Source organism: Shuttleworthella sp., assembly GCF_057251025.1.
This window is the reverse complement of sequence record NZ_DBHIDN010000005.1, coordinates 1-17682: the sequence shown is the minus strand read 5'-3', so window position 1 is coordinate 17682 and position 17682 is coordinate 1. Positions and strand designations below refer to the sequence as shown.

Sequence of the window (17682 nt, the reverse complement as noted above, 5' to 3'; positions counted from 1 at the left end):
ATAAGCCTCGGGACAGGCCATATTACAGCATAAAAAATCCACACTCGCCTGTGGACAAGTTCCGTCAGCCGGGTGTGGAGTCTGTGGATAAGTCTTACTTGAGCAGGTCTTCTCCGATCTGCACGACATTTCCGGCCCCCATGGTTATCAACAGGTCACCGTCGACAGAATTTTTTCGTAAATAATTTTCAATCTCCTCGAAGGAGGGGAAATAAAGGCAGTCGACTCCGGCGGCATCCAGCCGTTTCTTGATATCCAGGGAGCTGACCCCATAGATGTCCTTCTCTCTGGCGGCATAGATATCGGCCAAGATAACCCGGTCCGCGGAGGACAGGGCCTGGGCAAAATCCTCCAGAAAAGCCTTGGTCCTGGTATAGGTGTGGGGCTGGAAGACGACGACGATCCGCTTGTGGGGATAGTTCTTGGCGGCGGCCAGAGAAGCGCGGATCTCTGTGGGATGGTGGGCGTAGTCATCGATGATGGTTGCCCCGTGAAACCGCCCCTTATACTGGAAGCGGCGGTCCGCCCCGTGGAAGGCGGCAAAGCCCTGGCGGATTTCATCCTCGCTCAATCCCATCCGATGGGCCACGGCAAGGACTGCGAGGGCGTTGCCGATATTGTGACGGCCGGGAACATGCAGCTGAATCGGGGGAAGAGCCCGGCCGCGGTAGTAGGGGACAAAGCAGGCACAGCCGAGCGAATCGTAGGAGATCTGACCGGGGTGCCAGTCATCGGTATCGGAGAAACCGTAGGTCTCTACCTCAGATCTGACCTCAGAGACCAGGGCTTGCCGGTCAGGAATTTCTCCATTGATCACCAGAAGGCCGTCAGCGGCAGTGTGCTCGGCGAACTGCTTGAAGGAGTGGCGGATATCGTCCAGATCCTTGAAGAAGTCTAAGTGCTCGGCCTCGATATTGAGGATGATGCTGTACTTGGGATAGAATTCCAGGAAGGAGTTGGTATACTCACAGGCCTCGGCGACGAAGCGGTCGGAGTCTCCCACATGAACATTAGAGTGGATGGCGTCCAGGAAGCCGCCGACGGATATGGTCGGCTTTTGCGCGGACTCTAAGAGGAGCATGGAGATCATGGAGGTGGTTGTGGTCTTCCCGTGCGTGCCGGCAATGGCGATGGATTCGGAGTAGTGACGCATGATCTGTCCCAAGAGCTGCGCCCGGGTCAGCATGGGCTTTCCCGTGGCCTTGGCGGCAAGCCATTCCGGATTATCTTGGGAGATGGCAGCCGTGTAGACGAAGCAGTCGACGTCATCCGTGACATTGTCCGCGGACTGGGGACAGGCGATGCGGGCCCCGATCTGAGCCAGATGGTCTGTGATCGAGGAGAGAGATCGGTCGGAGCCGGACACGGTGAAGTGGCGGTCCAGGAGGATCTCAGCCAGACCACTCATGCTGATCCCGCCGATCCCGATGAAGTGAACGTGTATCGGTTTCTTAAAATCGATCTGAAACATAAGCTACCTCTTCTCTGCATGACTTGATGGTAACTATTATATACGAAGCGGTTCTTTTTTCACCTCTTTTTCCATTCACGGGATGCGGGAAGGTGATCCGCGGATATATGAGCGGGGATTGGGCGGGGATTGCGGAAAATAGATTGACGTAAATATCTCTCCGTGCTATATTAATTTGGCGATGGAAGAGCGTCTTTTTTTTATGCCTAATTTCGGGTACTTTCCGCCCGGGAGGGAATGAGGGATTGACGCGACAGCATACTCTTAATGAAATTGGAGGTAGAAGTTGTGCGCACAAGAATAACATTGGCATGCACCGAATGCCAGAGACGTAACTACAACACGACCAAGGATAAGCAGAACCATCCTGAGCGTGTTGAGACCAAGAAGTATTGCCCCTTCTGCAAGAGACACACTCTGCATAAAGAGACGAAATAATCTCAGCTAGGAGAAGCGCTATGGCAAATGAAGCAAAGTCCAAGATCGGTTTTTGGACAGGAATCAAGCATGAATTTTCCAAGATCACCTGGCCCACAATCAACCAGGTGTCCAGAGAATCGGTAGCGGTCGTTGTGACAAGCGTTATCACTGCTGCGATCATCGTGGTAGTTGATCTCCTTGTTCACTACGGACTCAATTTCCTGGTGAATTTCAATCTGAAGTAATAGTCGAAAGACTGTGCAAGGAGGAGAGCATTGGCAACGCGGCACGATACGGAACCACACTGGTATGTGGCACACACCTATTCAGGGTACGAGAACAAGGTCAAGGCGGATATTGAGAAGACGGTTGAAAACCGTCATCTGCAAGATCAGATCCTGGAAGTCATGGTCCCCATGCAGGACGTTGTTGAAGTGAAGAACGGCGTGCGAAAGACCGTCTCCAAGAAGGTTTTTCCCGGCTACGTTCTGATCAACATGTATATGAATGACGATACCTGGTATGTTGTACGCAACACCAGAGGTGCGACCGGTTTCGTCGGTCCCGGATCCGATCCTGTCCCTCTGACAGAGAAAGAGATGAGCAAGCTGGGAATTCATACCGAGAATATTGAGGTTGACTTCGGCGTTGGCGATACGGTCAGCGTGATCGGAGGCGCCTGGAAGGATACCGTCGGCGTCGTTCAGGCGATGAACCCCAATAAACAGAGTCTCACAATCAATGTGGAACTCTTCGGCCGTGAGACACCGGTTGAGATCAGTTTCACGGACGTGCAGAAATTGAATTAAGGAGGCATTTCCAAAATGGCAAAGAAAATTGAAGGATACATCAAGCTGCAGATCCCCGCAGGCAAGGCAACCCCTGCCCCCCCTGTCGGCCCTGCGCTTGGTCAGCACGGAGTGAACATTGTAGAGTTCACCAAGCAGTTCAATGCTAAGACAGCGAACATGGGAGATACCATCGTCCCCGTTGTGATTACTGTCTACACGGACAGGAGTTTCTCATTTATCACCAAGACTCCGCCGGCTGCAGTTATGATCAAGAAAGCGTGTGGCATCGCGAAGGCTTCCGGCGCGCCCAATAAGAACAAGGTCGCCAAGATCACGAAGGCGCAGGTCCGGGAGATCGCCGAGACCAAGCTGCCGGATCTGAATGCAGCTGATGTGGAAGCCGCCATGTCTATGATCGCAGGCACGGCGCACAGCATGGGCGTTGAGGTGGTTGACTGATCGGTCTGACGAATGACCCTATGACAGCAGATTGAAGGAAAGCGGTTTGCTGTTTCGCAAGAGAATTTGTGGGAGGGGATCTTCTCCCGCTACTACCACAGGAGGTAATCATGAAGAGAGGTAAGAGATACCAGGACATCGTCAAGGGCTACGACAAGACGGTAGAACTTGATAAGGCAGAGGCAATCAGCCAGGTCAAGAAGAATGCGACTGCGAAGTTCGATGAGACCATTGAGGTTCACATCCGCACCGGTTGTGACGGCCGTCACGCAGAGCAGCAGATTCGCGGAGCGGTAGTGCTCCCCCACGGAACCGGCAGAACGGTCCGCGTCCTGGTTTTTGCCAAGGGTGACAAGGCGGCGGAGGCTACAGCTGCCGGAGCGGATTTCGTCGGAGCTGAGGACCTGCTCCCCAGAATCCAGAACGAGGGCTGGCTTGACTTTGATGTCGTTGTAGCAACCCCGGACATGATGGGCGTCGTAGGACGTCTCGGCCGTGTCCTCGGCCCTAAGGGCTTAATGCCGAACCCCAAGGCCGGCACCGTAACGATGGATGTCACCAAGGCAGTCAATGATATCAAGGCCGGTAAGATTGAGTACCGCCTTGATAAGGCCAATATTATTCACGCGCCGATCGGTAAGGCTTCCTTCACCGATGAGCAGTTAGCGGACAACTTCCAGAGCTTAATGGATGCAATCGTCAAGGCAAGACCTTCAAGCCTGAAGGGCCAGTACTTAAAGAGCGTAACGCTCGCGCCTACCATGGGCGCGGGTGTCAAGGTCAATCCGACCCAGTTCGCTTAAAGATTGACATCCCATACAATTCCAGTTATAATGCGTAAGCATCTTTACCGAAGACAGCAGGTGCCGCAAGGCGCAACGTAGATCAACCTGCCGAGGAGGACAGCGGACACAGCCGGTCTGTGATACGTGTGATTATGTTCCTCACTGTCTTTGGACAGTGAGGTTTTTTCATTCCTCAATGTTCGGTTTATGTCGCAAGTCGAAATCTAATAAGGAGGAAACCAAAACATGGCAAAAGTAGAGTTAAAGCAGCCGATCATCCAGGAAATCGCTGACAGCATACAGGACGCCGCTTCTGTTGTTGTGGTTGATTACCGCGGATTGACGGTTGCTGAAGACACTGAGCTGCGCAAGAGCCTGAGAGAAGCCGGCGTGATCTACAAGGTCTACAAGAACACCATGGTCAGATTCGCAATCAAGGATACCGTATATGCGGACCTGGCAGATGTCCTTGAGGGACCGAACGCGATTGCAATCTCTAAGGATGATGCAACGGCCGCTGCGCGGATCTTGTCCAAGTTCGCCAAGACGGCTCCCGAGCTGGAGCTCAAGGCGGGTGTTGTTGAGGGCAAGTTCTGCGACGCCAACGAGATCCAGGCGATCGCATCCGTGCCTTCAAGAGACGAGCTGATCTCCAGACTGCTTGGAAGCTTCCAGGCTCCCATCACCAACCTGGCCCGCGTTCTCAACCAGATCGCGGAGAAGGGCGGAGAGGCAGTTGCCGAGGCAACGGAAGCAGAGCCTGCCGAGGCAGGAGCAAAGACCGCTGAGGCAGGAGCAGAGTCCGCTGAGGCAGGAGCAGAGCCCGCTGAGGCAGCAGCCCCTGCAGAAGAGTCAGCAGAGTAATTGCACATTTTTGTGTATGTAAGGAACCGGTAGCGGTGACATTCTAATTGATATGGAGGAAATAAAAATGGCTAAGTTGACGACGGAAGAGTTTATCGAGGCAATCAAGGAGCTTTCTGTTCTTGAGCTCAATGATCTTGTCAAGGCTTGTGAGGAAGAGTTCGGCGTATCTGCGGCAGCAGGCGTCGTTGTAGCGGCAGCCGGCGCAGGCGGTGCAGCTGAGGAGGAGAAGACGGAGTTCGACGTAGAGCTGACTTCCATCGGCGCAAACAAGATCAAGGTGATCAAGGTCGTTCGTGATGCTCTGGGTCTTGGCCTCAAGGAGGCTAAGGAGGCTGTTGAGGCAGCTCCTAAGGTGCTCAAGGAGGGCGCTTCCAAGGAAGAGGCTGAGGAACTCAAGGCTAAGTTTGAGGCAGAGGGCGCTACCGTTACTCTTAAGTAATCAGAGCTCTTTTGCTTTCCGGTCTCCGGCGGGAGACGATCAAATAAGACAGGCCGACCCCTGTGTCTTCGCACTTGCATCTGACTGCATGTGCGCGGGCGCGGGGGTCGGCTTTTCATGTCGGAAGGGCGGGAAGTGCCCCGGCAGGCGGCGGCAATTTGCGGCTTGACAGTCCTCGACAAATCGTAGTAGTATGTAAGTTGCACTATTGTGGCGCAATAGGCATATTGCGCCCTTTTGCAGTAACCTATCACAGCAGCTTTCTGCGGTGTTCTGCGGGATGCGAAGATTGAACGAGAGGTGAAACGTCAATGGAGAAGAACAGAGTACATCTGGTGAAATCCGGCAAGGGAGTCCGCATGAGCTACAAACGCTCTAAGGAAGTCCTCGAGATGCCCAATTTCATTGCGGTTCAGAGGGATTCATACAAGTGGTTTCTCGATGAGGGCATGAAGGAAGCGTTCGATGACATCTCCCCGATCGCGGATTTCAGCGGCCACTTGAGCTTGGAGTTCGTGGGCTTCCGTCTGTGTACAGATGAGATCAAATACACCATCCCCGAGTGCAAGGCCAGAGATGCCACATACTCTGCCCCTCTCAAGGTCAAGGTCCGTCTCTATAATAAAGAGACGGATGAGATCAATGAGCATGAGATCTTCATGGGCGACCTCCCCCTGATGACAGAGACCGGCACCTTTGTTATCAACGGCGCAGAGCGCGTCATCGTGTCTCAGCTGGTCCGCTCTCCCGGTATCTATTACGGGATCGACCACGATAAGATCGGCAAGGAGCTCTTCACGACGACGGTCATCCCGAATCGGGGCGCCTGGCTTGAGTACGAGACTGACTCGAACGATATCTTCTATGTCCGCGTGGACAGGACCCGTAAAGTACCCATCACGGTCCTCCTCCGGGCTCTGGGTCTGGGCAGAAATCAGGAGATCATCGACATGTTCGGCGAGGAGCCCAAGATTCTCGCCTCCTTCGAGAAGGACAGCTCGATTACGGAACAGGCGCCCCAGGGATCCTATGAGGGCGGTCTCCTGGAACTCTATAAGAAGATCCGCCCGGGAGAGCCTCTGACGGTTGAGTCCGCGGAGAGCCTGATCACGGGCATGTTCTTCGATCCAAGACGCTATGATCTGGCCAAGGTCGGCCGCTATAAATTCAATAAGAAGCTTGCCCTGTGCAACCGCATCAGCAACAGGATCCTGGCGGAGGACGTAGTCGACCAGTCCACCGGAGAGATCTTAGCCTCAGCCGGGACCACGGTGGACCGGGATCTGGCAAACCGGATTCAGAATGCCGGTGTCCCCTATGTCTGGATTCAGACGGAGACCCGCAATGTGAAGGTCCTGTCCAACCTGATGGTGGACATCACTGCCCATGTGGACATGGAAGATCCAGGGGCCTACGGGATCCATGAGAAGGTCTACTATCCTGTCTTAGAGCAGCTGATCCGGGAGAATCCCGACAGAGAGGACCTGCTTGAGGCGATCCGGCGCGATGCGCACGACCTGATCCCCAGACATATCACAAGAGATGATATCTTCGCGTCCATCAACTACAACATGCACCTGGAGTACGGGATCGGGAGCGATGACGATATCGACCATCTGGGCAACCGCCGCATTCGCGCGGTTGGAGAACTGCTTCAGAACCAGTACCGCATCGGTTTATCCAGGATGGAGCGGGTGGTCAGAGAGCGCATGTCCACCCAGGATGTCGAGACCATCAGCCCGCAGAGCCTGATCAATATCAAGCCTGTGACGGCCGCTGTCAAGGAGTTCTTCGGATCCTCACAGCTGTCTCAGTTCATGGACCAGAACAATCCTCTGGGAGAGCTGACCCACAAGAGGCGTCTGTCTGCCCTTGGACCGGGCGGTCTGTCCAGAGACCGGGCGGGCTTTGAGGTTCGAGACGTTCACTATACCCACTATGGCCGCATGTGCCCGGTTGAGACTCCTGAGGGACCCAACATCGGTCTGATCAACTCCCTGGCGTGCTACGCCCGCATCAACGAGTACGGCTTCATCGAGGCTCCCTACCGTGTCATCGACAAGTCAGACCCCAAGAATCCCCGGGTTACGGAAAAGGTTGTCTACATGGCGGCCGATGAAGAAGATGATTACCACGTAGCGCAGGCCAATGAGCCCTTAGATGCCGAGGGGCATTTCCTCCACAAGCAGGTCTCAGGCCGCTTCTATGAGGAGACTCAGACCTATGACCGGGAGCTGATTGACTATATGGATGTCTCCCCCCGCATGGTATTCTCTGTCGCAACGGCCCTGATCCCCTTCCTGCAGAACGATGACGCCAACCGCGCTCTGATGGGATCCAACATGCAGCGCCAGGCGGTGCCCCTTCTCACGACGGAGACGCCCGTGGTCGGCACCGGCATGGAGCCCAAGACAGCGGTCGATTCCGGCGTCTGTGTCCTGGCCAAGGCGGGCGGCCTGGTTGAGAAGGCCGAGTCCAACCGCATTGTCATCAAAACGGACGACGGCGGGAGAGACGAGTATCTCCTGACCAAGTTCGAGCGGTCCAACCAGTCCAACTGCTACAATCAGCGCCCCATTGTCTTCAAGGGCGACCGCGTTGAGGCGGGCGAGGTGATTGCCGACGGCCCCTCCACATCCCATGGAGAGCTGGCGCTTGGCAAGAATCCACTGATCGGATTTATGACCTGGGAGGGTTATAACTATGAGGATGCCGTCCTCCTGTCTGAAAATCTGGTAGAGAACGACGTCTACACCTCCATCCACATCGAGGAGTATGAGACGGAGTCCAGAGATACCAAGCTGGGACCGGAGGAGATCACAAGAGATGTTCCCGGCGTCGGAGACGAAGCCTTAAAGGACCTGGATGAGAACGGGATTATCCGCATCGGCGCGGAAGTCCGGTCCGGTGACATCTTGGTGGGCAAGGTCACTCCCAAGGGCGAGACGGAGCTGACCGCCGAGGAGAAACTCCTCCGCGCGATCTTCGGAGAGAAGGCCAGAGAGGTCCGGGACACCTCGCTCAAGGTTCCCCACGGAGAGTACGGTATTGTCGTAGACGCCAAGATCTTCACCAGAGAGAACGGCGATGAGCTCAATCCCGGAGTCAACAAGGCGGTTCGCATCTATATTGCCCAGAAGCGCAAGATCGGCCCCGGCGATAAAATGGCCGGCCGTCACGGAAATAAGGGTGTTGTCTCCCGGGTACTTCCGGTGGAGGATATGCCTTTCCTTCCCAACGGTCGTCCCCTGGATATCGTCTTGAATCCCCTGGGCGTGCCCTCTCGTATGAATATCGGCCAGGTCCTGGAGATTCATCTGAGCCTGGCTGCCAAGGCGCTCGGGATCAATATTGAGAGCCCTGTCTTCGACGGAGCGAGCGAGAGAGAGATCGGAGACACCCTGGAGATGGCCAACGACTATGTCAATGAGCCATGGGAGGACTTCAAGAGCAAATATCAGGAGATCCTGGACCAAAAGACCATGGACTATCTCTATGAGAATCGCGACCACAGAGCGGTGTGGAAGGGAGTTCCCATTAAGAGAGACGGCAAGGTGCAGCTGCGCGACGGGCGGACCGGCCAGCCGTTCGACGGACCGACCACCATCGGACACATGCACTATCTAAAACTGCACCATCTGGTAGACGATAAGATCCATGCTCGCTCTACGGGCCCCTACTCTCTGGTGACACAGCAGCCCCTGGGCGGTAAGGCTCAGTTCGGCGGCCAGAGATTCGGAGAGATGGAGGTATGGGCGCTGGAGGCTTATGGCGCAGCCCACACCCTCCAGGAGATCCTGACGGTCAAGTCCGACGATGTTGTCGGCCGCGTGAAGACCTATGAGGCGATCATCAAGGGAGAGAATATCCCCGAGCCGGGCACGCCGGAGTCCTTCAAGGTAATGCTCAAGGAGCTCCAGGCTCTTGCCCTTGACGTCAAGGTCCTTGACGATGACGGCAGAGAAGTGAAGCTGATGGAATCGACGGAGTACGGCAATACCAACATCAATGCTCTTATCTCCAGGGAGGATCGAAGCGCCAAGGCCAGGGAGGCCGGAGACAGGGCAGAGGCTCCGGGCAGCGCAGATGCTGTCAGTGAAGAGATCCAAGCCATGATTGACGGATCTGACGACACCAGGTATGCGGCCTTCGAGAATGCCGAGAATTTCGGCCGGCACGGCTTCACCAAGCAGGAATTCGATGCGGAGAGCGAAGAACTGGTTGACTCCGAGGATCAGGATATGGATGATGACATCCGGGATGTCGAGGAGAACTTCGGCGACGAAGAATGAGCAGAAGGGAGACCCATAAATGCCTGAAGATATGAAGAAATCCACGAACAGAGCGGCAGAGTTCAGCGCAATTAAGATTGGGCTGGCTTCTCCCGAGAAGATTCGTGAGTGGTCTCGCGGCGAAGTTAAGAAGCCGGAGACAATCAATTACAGGACCTTAAAGCCTGAGAAGGACGGACTCTTCTGCGAGAAGATCTTTGGTCCCACCAAGGACTGGGAGTGCCACTGCGGCAAATACAAGAAGATCCGCTACAAGGGCGTGATCTGTGACCGCTGCGGGGTCGAGGTCACCAAGTCCTCGGTCCGCCGTGAGCGCATGGGCCACATCGAGCTGGCTGCGCCGGTATCACACATCTGGTACTTCAAGGGCATCCCCTCTCGCATGGGACTGATGCTGGACCTGTCACCGAGAACCCTGGAGCGTGTCCTCTATTTTGCCAACTACATCGTTCTGGATCCGGCGGACTCCAACCTCTTCTATAAGCAGGTCCTGACGGAGAATGAGTATGCCGAGGCCAGGGAGAAGTATGGCGAGGGCTTTAAGGCCGGCATGGGAGCCGAGGCCATCCAGCAGCTTTTGTCCGAGATCGACCTGGCCAAGGAGTCAGAGGCTCTGTCCGCGGAGTTAGAGACCGCCTCCGGGCAGAAACGGGCTCATACCTTAAAGAGGCTGGAGTGCGTGAATGCCTTCCTGGAGTCCGGGAATGATCCCACCTGGATGATTCTGAATGTTGTTCCTGTCATTCCTCCGGATCTGCGGCCTATGGTCCAGCTGGACGGGGGGCGCTTCGCGACCTCTGACCTGAATGACCTCTACAGGAGAATCATCAATCGAAACAACCGCCTGCGCCGTCTGCTCGAGCTGGGAGCTCCGGACATTATCGTCCGCAATGAGAAGCGGATGCTGCAGGAGGCGGTGGACGCCCTGATCGACAACGGTCGAAGGGGAAGACCCGTAACGGGCCCCGGCAATCGGGCGCTCAAGTCCCTGTCCGATATGCTCAAGGGAAAGTCAGGACGCTTCCGCCAGAATCTCCTGGGCAAGCGCGTGGACTATTCCGGCCGCTCTGTTATCGTCGTCGGACCGGAGCTCAAGATCTACCAGTGCGGCGTGCCCAAGGAGATGGCCCTGGAGCTCTTCAAGCCCTTTGTCATGAAGGTCCTGGTCCAGAAGGGACCCGCAAGCAATATCAAGGCGGCCAAGAAGATGGTCGAGCAGCAGCAGGATGAGGTATGGGATGTTCTGGAAGATGTCATCCGCAACCACCCCGTAATGCTGAACCGGGCGCCTACCCTCCACAGACTCGGAATTCAGGCCTTTGAGCCTATCCTGGTCGAGGGCAAGGCGATCAAGCTGCATCCTCTGGTATGTACCGCCTTCAACGCCGACTTCGACGGAGACCAGATGGCGATTCACCTGCCCCTGACCGAGGAGGCTCAGGCGGAGTGCCGCTTCATGCTCCTCTCTCCCAATAACCTCCTGAAACCCTCAGATGGAGGTCCCGTGGCCGTTCCCTCACAGGATATGGTCCTCGGAATCTACTATCTGACCCAGGAGCGCGACGGAGCGCCGGGCCAGGGCAAACATTTCTCAAGTGTGAATGAGGCGCTTCTGGCCTTTGAGAACAAGATTATCAACTACCACTCCAAGATCTGGGTTCGGCGGACGGTAGACCTGCCCGACGGGCGCAAGCACACGGGTGAGATAGAGACCACCCTGGGACGGCTGGCCTTCAATGAGATCCTCCCCCAGGATCTGGGCTTCGTCGATCGAAAGACCGACGATGACTACCTGCAGCTGGAAGTCGACTTCATGGTCGGCAAGAAGCAGCTCAAGAAGATCTTAGAGAAGGTCATCAATACCCACGGGGCGACCCGGACGGCGGAGGTTCTTGACTCCATCAAGGCGATGGGTTACAGGCACTCCACCCTGGCTGGAATGACGGTTTCCGTCTCTGACATGACTATTCCCGAGTCCAAGCCGGAGATGATTGAGCAGGCGGAAGAGACGGTCGCCAAGATCACCCGCAACTACAAGCGGGGCCTGATCACGGACGAAGAGCGCTACAAGGAAGTGATCCAGACCTGGACGCAGACGGACAAGCAGCTGACGGACGCCCTTTTGGACGGCCTGGACCAGTACAACAATATCTTCATGATGGCGGATTCCGGCGCCCGCGGTTCCAATCAGCAGATCAAGCAGCTGGCCGGTATGCGAGGCCTGATGGCCGACACCTCCGGCCGGGCGATCGAGCTGCCCATCAAGTCCAACTTCCGTGAGGGACTGGACGTACTGGAGTACTTCATCTCCGCGCATGGAGCCCGCAAGGGTCTGTCCGATACCGCTCTGCGCACGGCGGACTCCGGCTACCTGACCAGACGTCTGGTCGACGTGTCTCAGGAGATGATCGTTCGGGAGGCAGACTGCAATGTCGGCCATGACCGCGAGATCCCGGGCATGTATGTATCTGCCTTCATGGATGGAAAGGAGGAGATCGAGAGTCTGGAAGACCGGATCACCGGCCGCTTCTCTGTCAACGAGATCCGGGATCTGGACGGCAATGTCATCGTAAAGGCCAACCACATGATTACGCCCCGCCGGGCCCACGCGATCTGTGAGAACGGGGTCGATGAGGACGGCAAGCCCATTGCCGGCAATATCAAGGCCAAGGTCAAGATCCGCACGATCCTGTCCTGCCGCACCCATCACGGGGTCTGCGCCAAGTGCTACGGGGCCAATATGGCGACCGGCCAGGCGGTGCAGGTAGGCGAGGCGATCGGTATCATTGCGGCGCAGTCCATCGGTGAGCCCGGTACGCAGCTGACCATGAGAACCTTCCACACCGGCGGCGTGGCCGGCGGCGATATCACCCAGGGTCTTCCCCGTGTTGAGGAGATCTTCGAGGCCCGCAAGCCCAAGGGTGTCGCGATTGTCACGGAGATCGCTGGTATCGCGACCATGAAGGAAGACAAGAAAAAGCGTGAGATTCTGATCTCCAACCGGCAGACCGGGGAGGAGAAGGAATACCTGATTCCCTACGGATCCAGGATCAAGGTCATGGACGGTGAGGAAGTGGAGGCCGGCGATCCTCTGACCGAGGGGTCTGTCAATCCCCATGACATCATCAAGATCAAGGGCGTCAAGTCGCTGCAGGAGTATATGCTTCAGGAAGTACAGAGGGTATACCGGCTGCAGGGCGTAGATATCAACGACAAGCACATCGAGGTGATCGTTCGCCAGATGCTCAAGAAGATCACGATCGAGGATCCGGGCCAGTCCGACTTCCTGCCGGGTGAGCGCGTTGACCGTCTTGATTTCGTAGACACCAACGAAGCACTCGAGAAGGAGGGCAAGGATCCGGCCGTCGGAGACCAGGAACTTCTTGGTATCACCAAGGCTGCTCTGGCAACGGATTCCTGGCTTTCTGCCGCCTCCTTCCAGGAGACGACCCGTGTTCTGACCGATGCAGCCATCAAGGGAAAGGTCGACGGACTGCGCGGACTCAAGGAGAACGTTATCATCGGTAAGCTGATTCCTGCCGGAACTGGTATGAGAATCTATTCGGATGTTCCCCTGAACAGCGACTATATGGCTGAGGAGTCCGAGGAGGAGATCCCGGACGAGAGCAAGAGTGAGCTGCTTGGCGCTGACGCCGAGTGAGCCATTGGCGCAGGTCAGTCATCTGACCTTATTTCATAAGAAGATATGAGCCGAGGGGCGGCCGGGAAATGACTTTTATTTCCCGGCCGCCCCTCTTTTGAATTATGAAAGACAAGAAGATGAAAGGTCCTCAATACAGAATTTCCAAACGATATACCCGCAAGGGATAAGTACCCAGCGACGTATGAAAATAACCGAATTCGATATGCTTCCCAGGCTCTAGCTGCTGGCGATTCAGTATCACCTCATTATATTGTAGGGTAAGTTCCGTTTGACCCTTGGGGAGTAGAGAACTATCGGTTGTATCGAGCGGGGAGACACGAAGCAATTTATTTTTTTTATCTACTGATAGGATAATTCCCTTGCTTCTTAGTAAGTATGTTCCAGACTGTAATTGGCCAGGATCTGCCTTTGGTTTTCTCGGAATGGCTATGATGCAGATAAGGCAGATAAAAATAATACAGATAAAACTGATACAAATCATCAAGAAAATTTTTTTATTCATGGAAGAAGGTCCCCTGATCGTCAGTGATAGAGGAGTAGCGCCATATCTATTGTACCATCTGTGTCCGACAATGAGCAGGAAATTTCAAATTCCACCACCAGACCGTGTTTTTATTTCCAGTATCCATCTTGCGGATCCCATTCAATAACTGGTTCGTATACATGAGTCAGGAGTGGTGTGACAAACATTTTAATCCGAGTCATTGCATCATTCATGGGAACCTGAATCAAAGCCTTTTTCTTTTTCAGGAACGAGTTCCACCTGGTCTGATGCATAGGATCATGGAGGAAATCATCGCTGAATGCAGCTGTGTCCATAGTCATTTGGGTTTTTCGGTTCGTGAATGTTTCCCTGACGGCATTGCGCAGCTCTTCATAGCTGAATGAATACTTTTGTGACAGCACATAAATATCATAGAAATCTTTGTAACGGCTGTTCAGGAAACCGTTTTTGACGATTGCTTCCAGCTTCTCAGCAATCGAAGATTCCAGGGAATAAGCCTTCACCTTAGGAGCTTCCATATCCAGGATCACGGGAAATTCCATCTCTATGGCATCCGGATAAATCACATCACCAAAGCCGATATCAATTCCGATCGGAATCTTTGTCCGGTCCAGGTAAGCGACTGCCGAGATATGCAGTCCATGATACTCTTTAAATTCAGTGATATCTTCCACTGAAATGGAATCAAGGTCAAAAGCAAGGAGCTTACGGCGAAATTCTTCAGCTTTGCCTTTACAGAAGCTGCATTCATGAAACGAGCACCTCCAGATAAGTTCTTACAATCGATTCGCAGCGCAGCATTTTGGCATAGGTATACAGCCGGTCGATCTGCCGGTCCTGTCTTTTCAGATAATTGCGTAGAACCTCTAACGTTTCCTCGATTCCTATCTTGTTACGGTAGTAAATGATATCAACGACAGTCTTTTCGATATTAAAGATGCGGAAGGAATCGCCGCCCTCAGTAATCTCAGTAACACCGGTGTCCATACGGGAAGGGGCAAAATAGAATATCTTGATTTCCGGCCAGCTGGGAAGAGTACTGACTTTCTTTTTCCGATTGATCGCGATATCGACTACATCCGGAAGGAAATTAGTAAGCTCATAATATCGGGCGGCACTCATCAGGCAGATCACACCATTCGGAACATATGCAGCAACGTTAATAAAATCATTCTCATCGCCTTTATATGAGAGGTTTTCGTATGTGGTCCTGTTGATGCGGTGCAGCTGATCGTTTTCTTCCATCTGGCCGATCTTATAGTAAGAATAACCCATGTCTTTCAGCTCGCCGGTCGTGTAGTATTTCTGATTTTCCTCAAGCGTGATCACAACCATCACCTCCTTATTTCGGAGTATACATCATCCCAATAAGAATTTCAATTAGATTCGGTAGATAAAAATAATTGCAGAAAATAATTGAAAATATGAAAATGTAGTGACAAGAAGAAATAAACGTTACGCTGCCGGATCATCGCGTCCGGCAGTGACACATTTACAAATTTACAATCGGCTAAAGGAGAAAACAAGAGGAAAAGCCGGGAAGACGCACTCTGTCCTCCCGGCTCCTTAACTGTTTTTACTCTAATTTTCCCTCCTGATATGCGATTCATGCCCCTTGTCAATCATGTATCAGATCTTTATTCTTCGATTCAATGATTGCCAGAAGAGCAGCGGAAAGTATGAAGAGTCCGGCAAAGAAGGCGATATTGGAGGCGTCCCCTGTTTTTGGCGCAATTGCTGTCTTTGGTGATGAATTCGGCTTGACTGGTGCACTCGGCGTCGGGATCTTCTTTGACGGCGTACCGGGTTTATCCGGTGTATTGGGTATCTCCTCTGTATTCGTGACGGTATAACCGCTTTGGGGATCACCGGTAATGCTTGTGGAATATCCTTCCAGCCTGACCTCCTCTATAGTGTAAATGATTTCATGTCCATCATGATCATCATACTTAGGGAGATTCGAGAAGATATGCGTCCAGTGATCAGACTTTGTAAGTGTGACGCTTCCTTTTTCTGTACCATCCGCCAACAATTTGATGCTTGCAGAATTCGCCTCTCTTCCAACCCAGACCTTCTTAACCGGGACAGAGATTTTTTCTGTGTTGGTGTTCGTAACGGTATAGCCGCCCTTCATGTCGCCGCTTATCTTAGATTCATAATTAACAATTTCATCTTCCTTAACCGTATACTTGATTTCATCCCCATTTTCATTAAACTGCCTTAAGTTCTCAAAAGTATAAGACCAGTGATTTTCTGCATTCAGTTCCACAGACTTGCCGGTATCTACATTATCGGCATAGAGATGAAGGGTCGCGGAAGTACTCTCCTTGCCAATCCACTTCTTGCTGACTTGAACAGATCTGGTTATCAGCTGATCAACAACGGTCCTACTTACAGTTTTTGTTGTCGGATCAAAATCCCTGCTTGAGACCTCCACGTCATCGGCCTTTTCATATCCTGCAGGCGACGCAATCTCACGAAGCAGATAGTCGTCTTTCAATAATCCGTCTATCTTTGCATGTCCATTCATATCTGTTGTCACTTGACCTACAGATGCTCCGGAGCGAACACGAATAATATCAAAGATGGCATTTTTTAATGGATTTCCATTGGAATCCGTTTTCTTGATTTCAATTGCAAATTTGTACCCTTCTCCGGAGCCGCCTGCATCCATAATTTGGTACTCAGAACTATGGGTATATTCTCTGGAGTCATTTGTAAAAGTTGCTGAATTTCTAAATTTTTCACCGGGAACCGGCTCATATGCTATTTTTACACGATAGCGAATCCACAATCCTGTTCCAGCCGGAAGATTGCCGATGTTCATTGTAAAACCGGACCCATGATATGTAATTTTATCCGTATACTGGCTTGTCACTGTGACAGGATTGTTCATTTTCACATCGTCGCCGGCAGGGGTTTTCTCCCACTTTCCCTGAAATACTTCCAGAGTTCCCGGAATATAAGATACACCGCTATCTAAAAGCGTGTCTGTAATCTTGGCATTGATTAGCTCCTTATTCTCCTGATTGACTTTTATTTGGTAAATTCCAACTGTCTTATCCTGACTCCACATCCAGCCTGATTTGATAATGGATTGTAAAGAAGCTTTCCCCGGTTTGTATTTAACAGGTCCTGCCGAAACAGTTTTGCCGTCTACTTTTAAATCGACAGGAATGTCTCCTGAATTTGTATGAACCGCGTTATCGATCTGTGCATTGAAGTAAAATTTACCATGGATATCTGAATGATTTTCAGCATAATTTGTATATGTCAATTGAACTTTTGTCGGATTACCATCAATCAGTTTCCCGGTTGCAATGACATCATTTCCATCTTTCACTTGAAAATCGAATGGTGATGCCGCAACAATCCCTGCCGGAAGCGTAATTGTTGTTGTATCTCCGGCGTGAACTGTGTTATTGGGCAGACTGTAATTAGCGTTAATCCGAAAGGCCTTCCATGCTCCAATTGGCTGTGTCAAAGGATTCCCAGCGGTGTCCGTAATCGATGCAGCCGTGATGACATTGCTTAATTCATGCGCAAATACAGGGATACTGATTCCCTGCAATAACATTCCCAGCACCATAAAAAGAGCTAATATCATTCCAAACCATCTTTTTTTCATAATCATTTCTCCTATTTGTTGGCAAGTATTACGGTAGATACTCTACTACATTTGCACACAATTTATCCATAATTTATTCGCAATTTGTTCTCAGATTGTACGCAAATTAAAAATCCGCTTTGGTCAAAGCCAGTTTACCATCGATGGATCTCAATCCTGTCCCAATATATTGGAAAGGCTATGTTCTGCCGTAATATAGCTAGCATGCTTTCCATTGCTTGTGAAATATATCTTTGAAAAAACTACGACCCTGGAACTGCACTGGAACTGAGGACGACCCTGGGACGACCACGACCCACGACCCGGCACGACCCGGCACCCTGGAACTGAGGGGAAATGAACTTGACAAATGATAGCCGCA

14 protein-coding genes and 1 other annotated feature are annotated in these 17682 nt (G+C 52.7%); of the genes, 9 read left to right on the top strand and 5 right to left on the bottom strand.

Going from position 1 to position 17682, the window contains the following annotated elements; translation table 11 throughout:
• Positions 1 to 94 precede the first annotated feature (94 nt).
• On the bottom strand, positions 95 to 1471 hold the full coding sequence (gene murC, locus ACO5R6_RS02255) for a UDP-N-acetylmuramate--L-alanine ligase (RefSeq protein WP_485625560.1): 1377 nt from the start codon (positions 1469 to 1471) through the stop codon (positions 95 to 97).
• Positions 1472 to 1759: 288 nt separating this feature from the next.
• Between murC and rpmG the strand changes: the two genes are divergently transcribed.
• From rpmG to rpoC, 9 genes are all read left to right on the top strand, one after another.
• Positions 1760 to 1909 carry a 50S ribosomal protein L33 gene (gene rpmG / locus ACO5R6_RS02250; RefSeq protein ID WP_485625559.1) on the top strand — a complete coding sequence of 50 codons (150 nt, stop codon included), beginning with the start codon at positions 1760 to 1762 and terminating at the stop codon, positions 1907 to 1909.
• A gap of 20 nt (positions 1910 to 1929) precedes the next feature.
• The gene (gene secE / locus ACO5R6_RS02245) at positions 1930 to 2136 is read left to right on the top strand and encodes a preprotein translocase subunit SecE (RefSeq protein WP_485625558.1); all 207 of its coding nucleotides are present in this window, start codon (positions 1930 to 1932) and stop codon (positions 2134 to 2136) included.
• Between the two features lie 30 nt (positions 2137 to 2166).
• A complete protein-coding gene (nusG, locus tag ACO5R6_RS02240) occupies positions 2167 to 2700 on the top strand; it encodes a transcription termination/antitermination protein NusG (RefSeq protein ID WP_485625557.1) in 534 nt (177 codons plus the stop codon).
• A gap of 15 nt (positions 2701 to 2715) precedes the next feature.
• Positions 2716 to 3141: a 50S ribosomal protein L11 gene (gene rplK / locus ACO5R6_RS02235; RefSeq protein WP_485625556.1), complete on the top strand. Its 426-nt coding sequence runs from the start codon at positions 2716 to 2718 to the stop codon at positions 3139 to 3141.
• A gap of 110 nt (positions 3142 to 3251) precedes the next feature.
• A complete protein-coding gene (gene rplA / locus ACO5R6_RS02230) occupies positions 3252 to 3944 on the top strand; it encodes a 50S ribosomal protein L1 (RefSeq protein ID WP_485625555.1) in 693 nt (230 codons plus the stop codon).
• Between the two features lie 29 nt (positions 3945 to 3973).
• Positions 3974 to 4122 (top strand) — a sequence feature (ribosomal protein L10 leader region).
• Positions 4123 to 4172: 50 nt separating this feature from the next.
• Positions 4173 to 4790 (top strand): 50S ribosomal protein L10, encoded by a 618-nt coding sequence (gene rplJ / locus ACO5R6_RS02225; protein ID WP_485625554.1) that lies wholly within the window; start codon positions 4173 to 4175, stop codon positions 4788 to 4790.
• Between the two features lie 67 nt (positions 4791 to 4857).
• The gene (gene rplL, locus ACO5R6_RS02220; protein WP_485625553.1) at positions 4858 to 5232 is read left to right on the top strand and encodes a 50S ribosomal protein L7/L12; all 375 of its coding nucleotides are present in this window, start codon (positions 4858 to 4860) and stop codon (positions 5230 to 5232) included.
• Between the two features lie 311 nt (positions 5233 to 5543).
• Positions 5544 to 9524, top strand: a complete 3981-nt coding sequence (gene rpoB, locus ACO5R6_RS02215; protein WP_485625552.1) for a DNA-directed RNA polymerase subunit beta — start codon at positions 5544 to 5546, stop codon at positions 9522 to 9524.
• 19 nt (positions 9525 to 9543) lie between these two features.
• The gene (gene rpoC, locus ACO5R6_RS02210) at positions 9544 to 13185 is read left to right on the top strand and encodes a DNA-directed RNA polymerase subunit beta' (RefSeq protein WP_485625551.1); all 3642 of its coding nucleotides are present in this window, start codon (positions 9544 to 9546) and stop codon (positions 13183 to 13185) included.
• A gap of 130 nt (positions 13186 to 13315) precedes the next feature.
• On the opposite strand, the gene ACO5R6_RS02205 is transcribed toward rpoC, so the two are convergent.
• The 4 genes from ACO5R6_RS02205 to ACO5R6_RS02190 form a co-directional block, all read right to left on the bottom strand.
• Positions 13316 to 13690 carry a hypothetical protein gene (locus ACO5R6_RS02205; protein ID WP_485625550.1) on the bottom strand — a complete coding sequence of 125 codons (375 nt, stop codon included), beginning with the start codon at positions 13688 to 13690 and terminating at the stop codon, positions 13316 to 13318.
• A gap of 110 nt (positions 13691 to 13800) precedes the next feature.
• A complete protein-coding gene (locus tag ACO5R6_RS02200) occupies positions 13801 to 14367 on the bottom strand; it encodes a nucleotidyl transferase AbiEii/AbiGii toxin family protein (RefSeq protein WP_485625549.1) in 567 nt (188 codons plus the stop codon).
• A 73-nt stretch (positions 14368 to 14440) separates the two neighbouring features.
• Positions 14441 to 15028, bottom strand: a complete 588-nt coding sequence (locus ACO5R6_RS02195) for a type IV toxin-antitoxin system AbiEi family antitoxin domain-containing protein (protein WP_485625548.1) — start codon at positions 15026 to 15028, stop codon at positions 14441 to 14443.
• 283 nt (positions 15029 to 15311) lie between these two features.
• Entirely contained in the window at positions 15312 to 17321 is a 2010-nt protein-coding gene (locus tag ACO5R6_RS02190; RefSeq protein WP_485625547.1) for a Cna B-type domain-containing protein, read from the bottom strand.
• Positions 17322 to 17682: the final 361 nt, after the last annotated feature.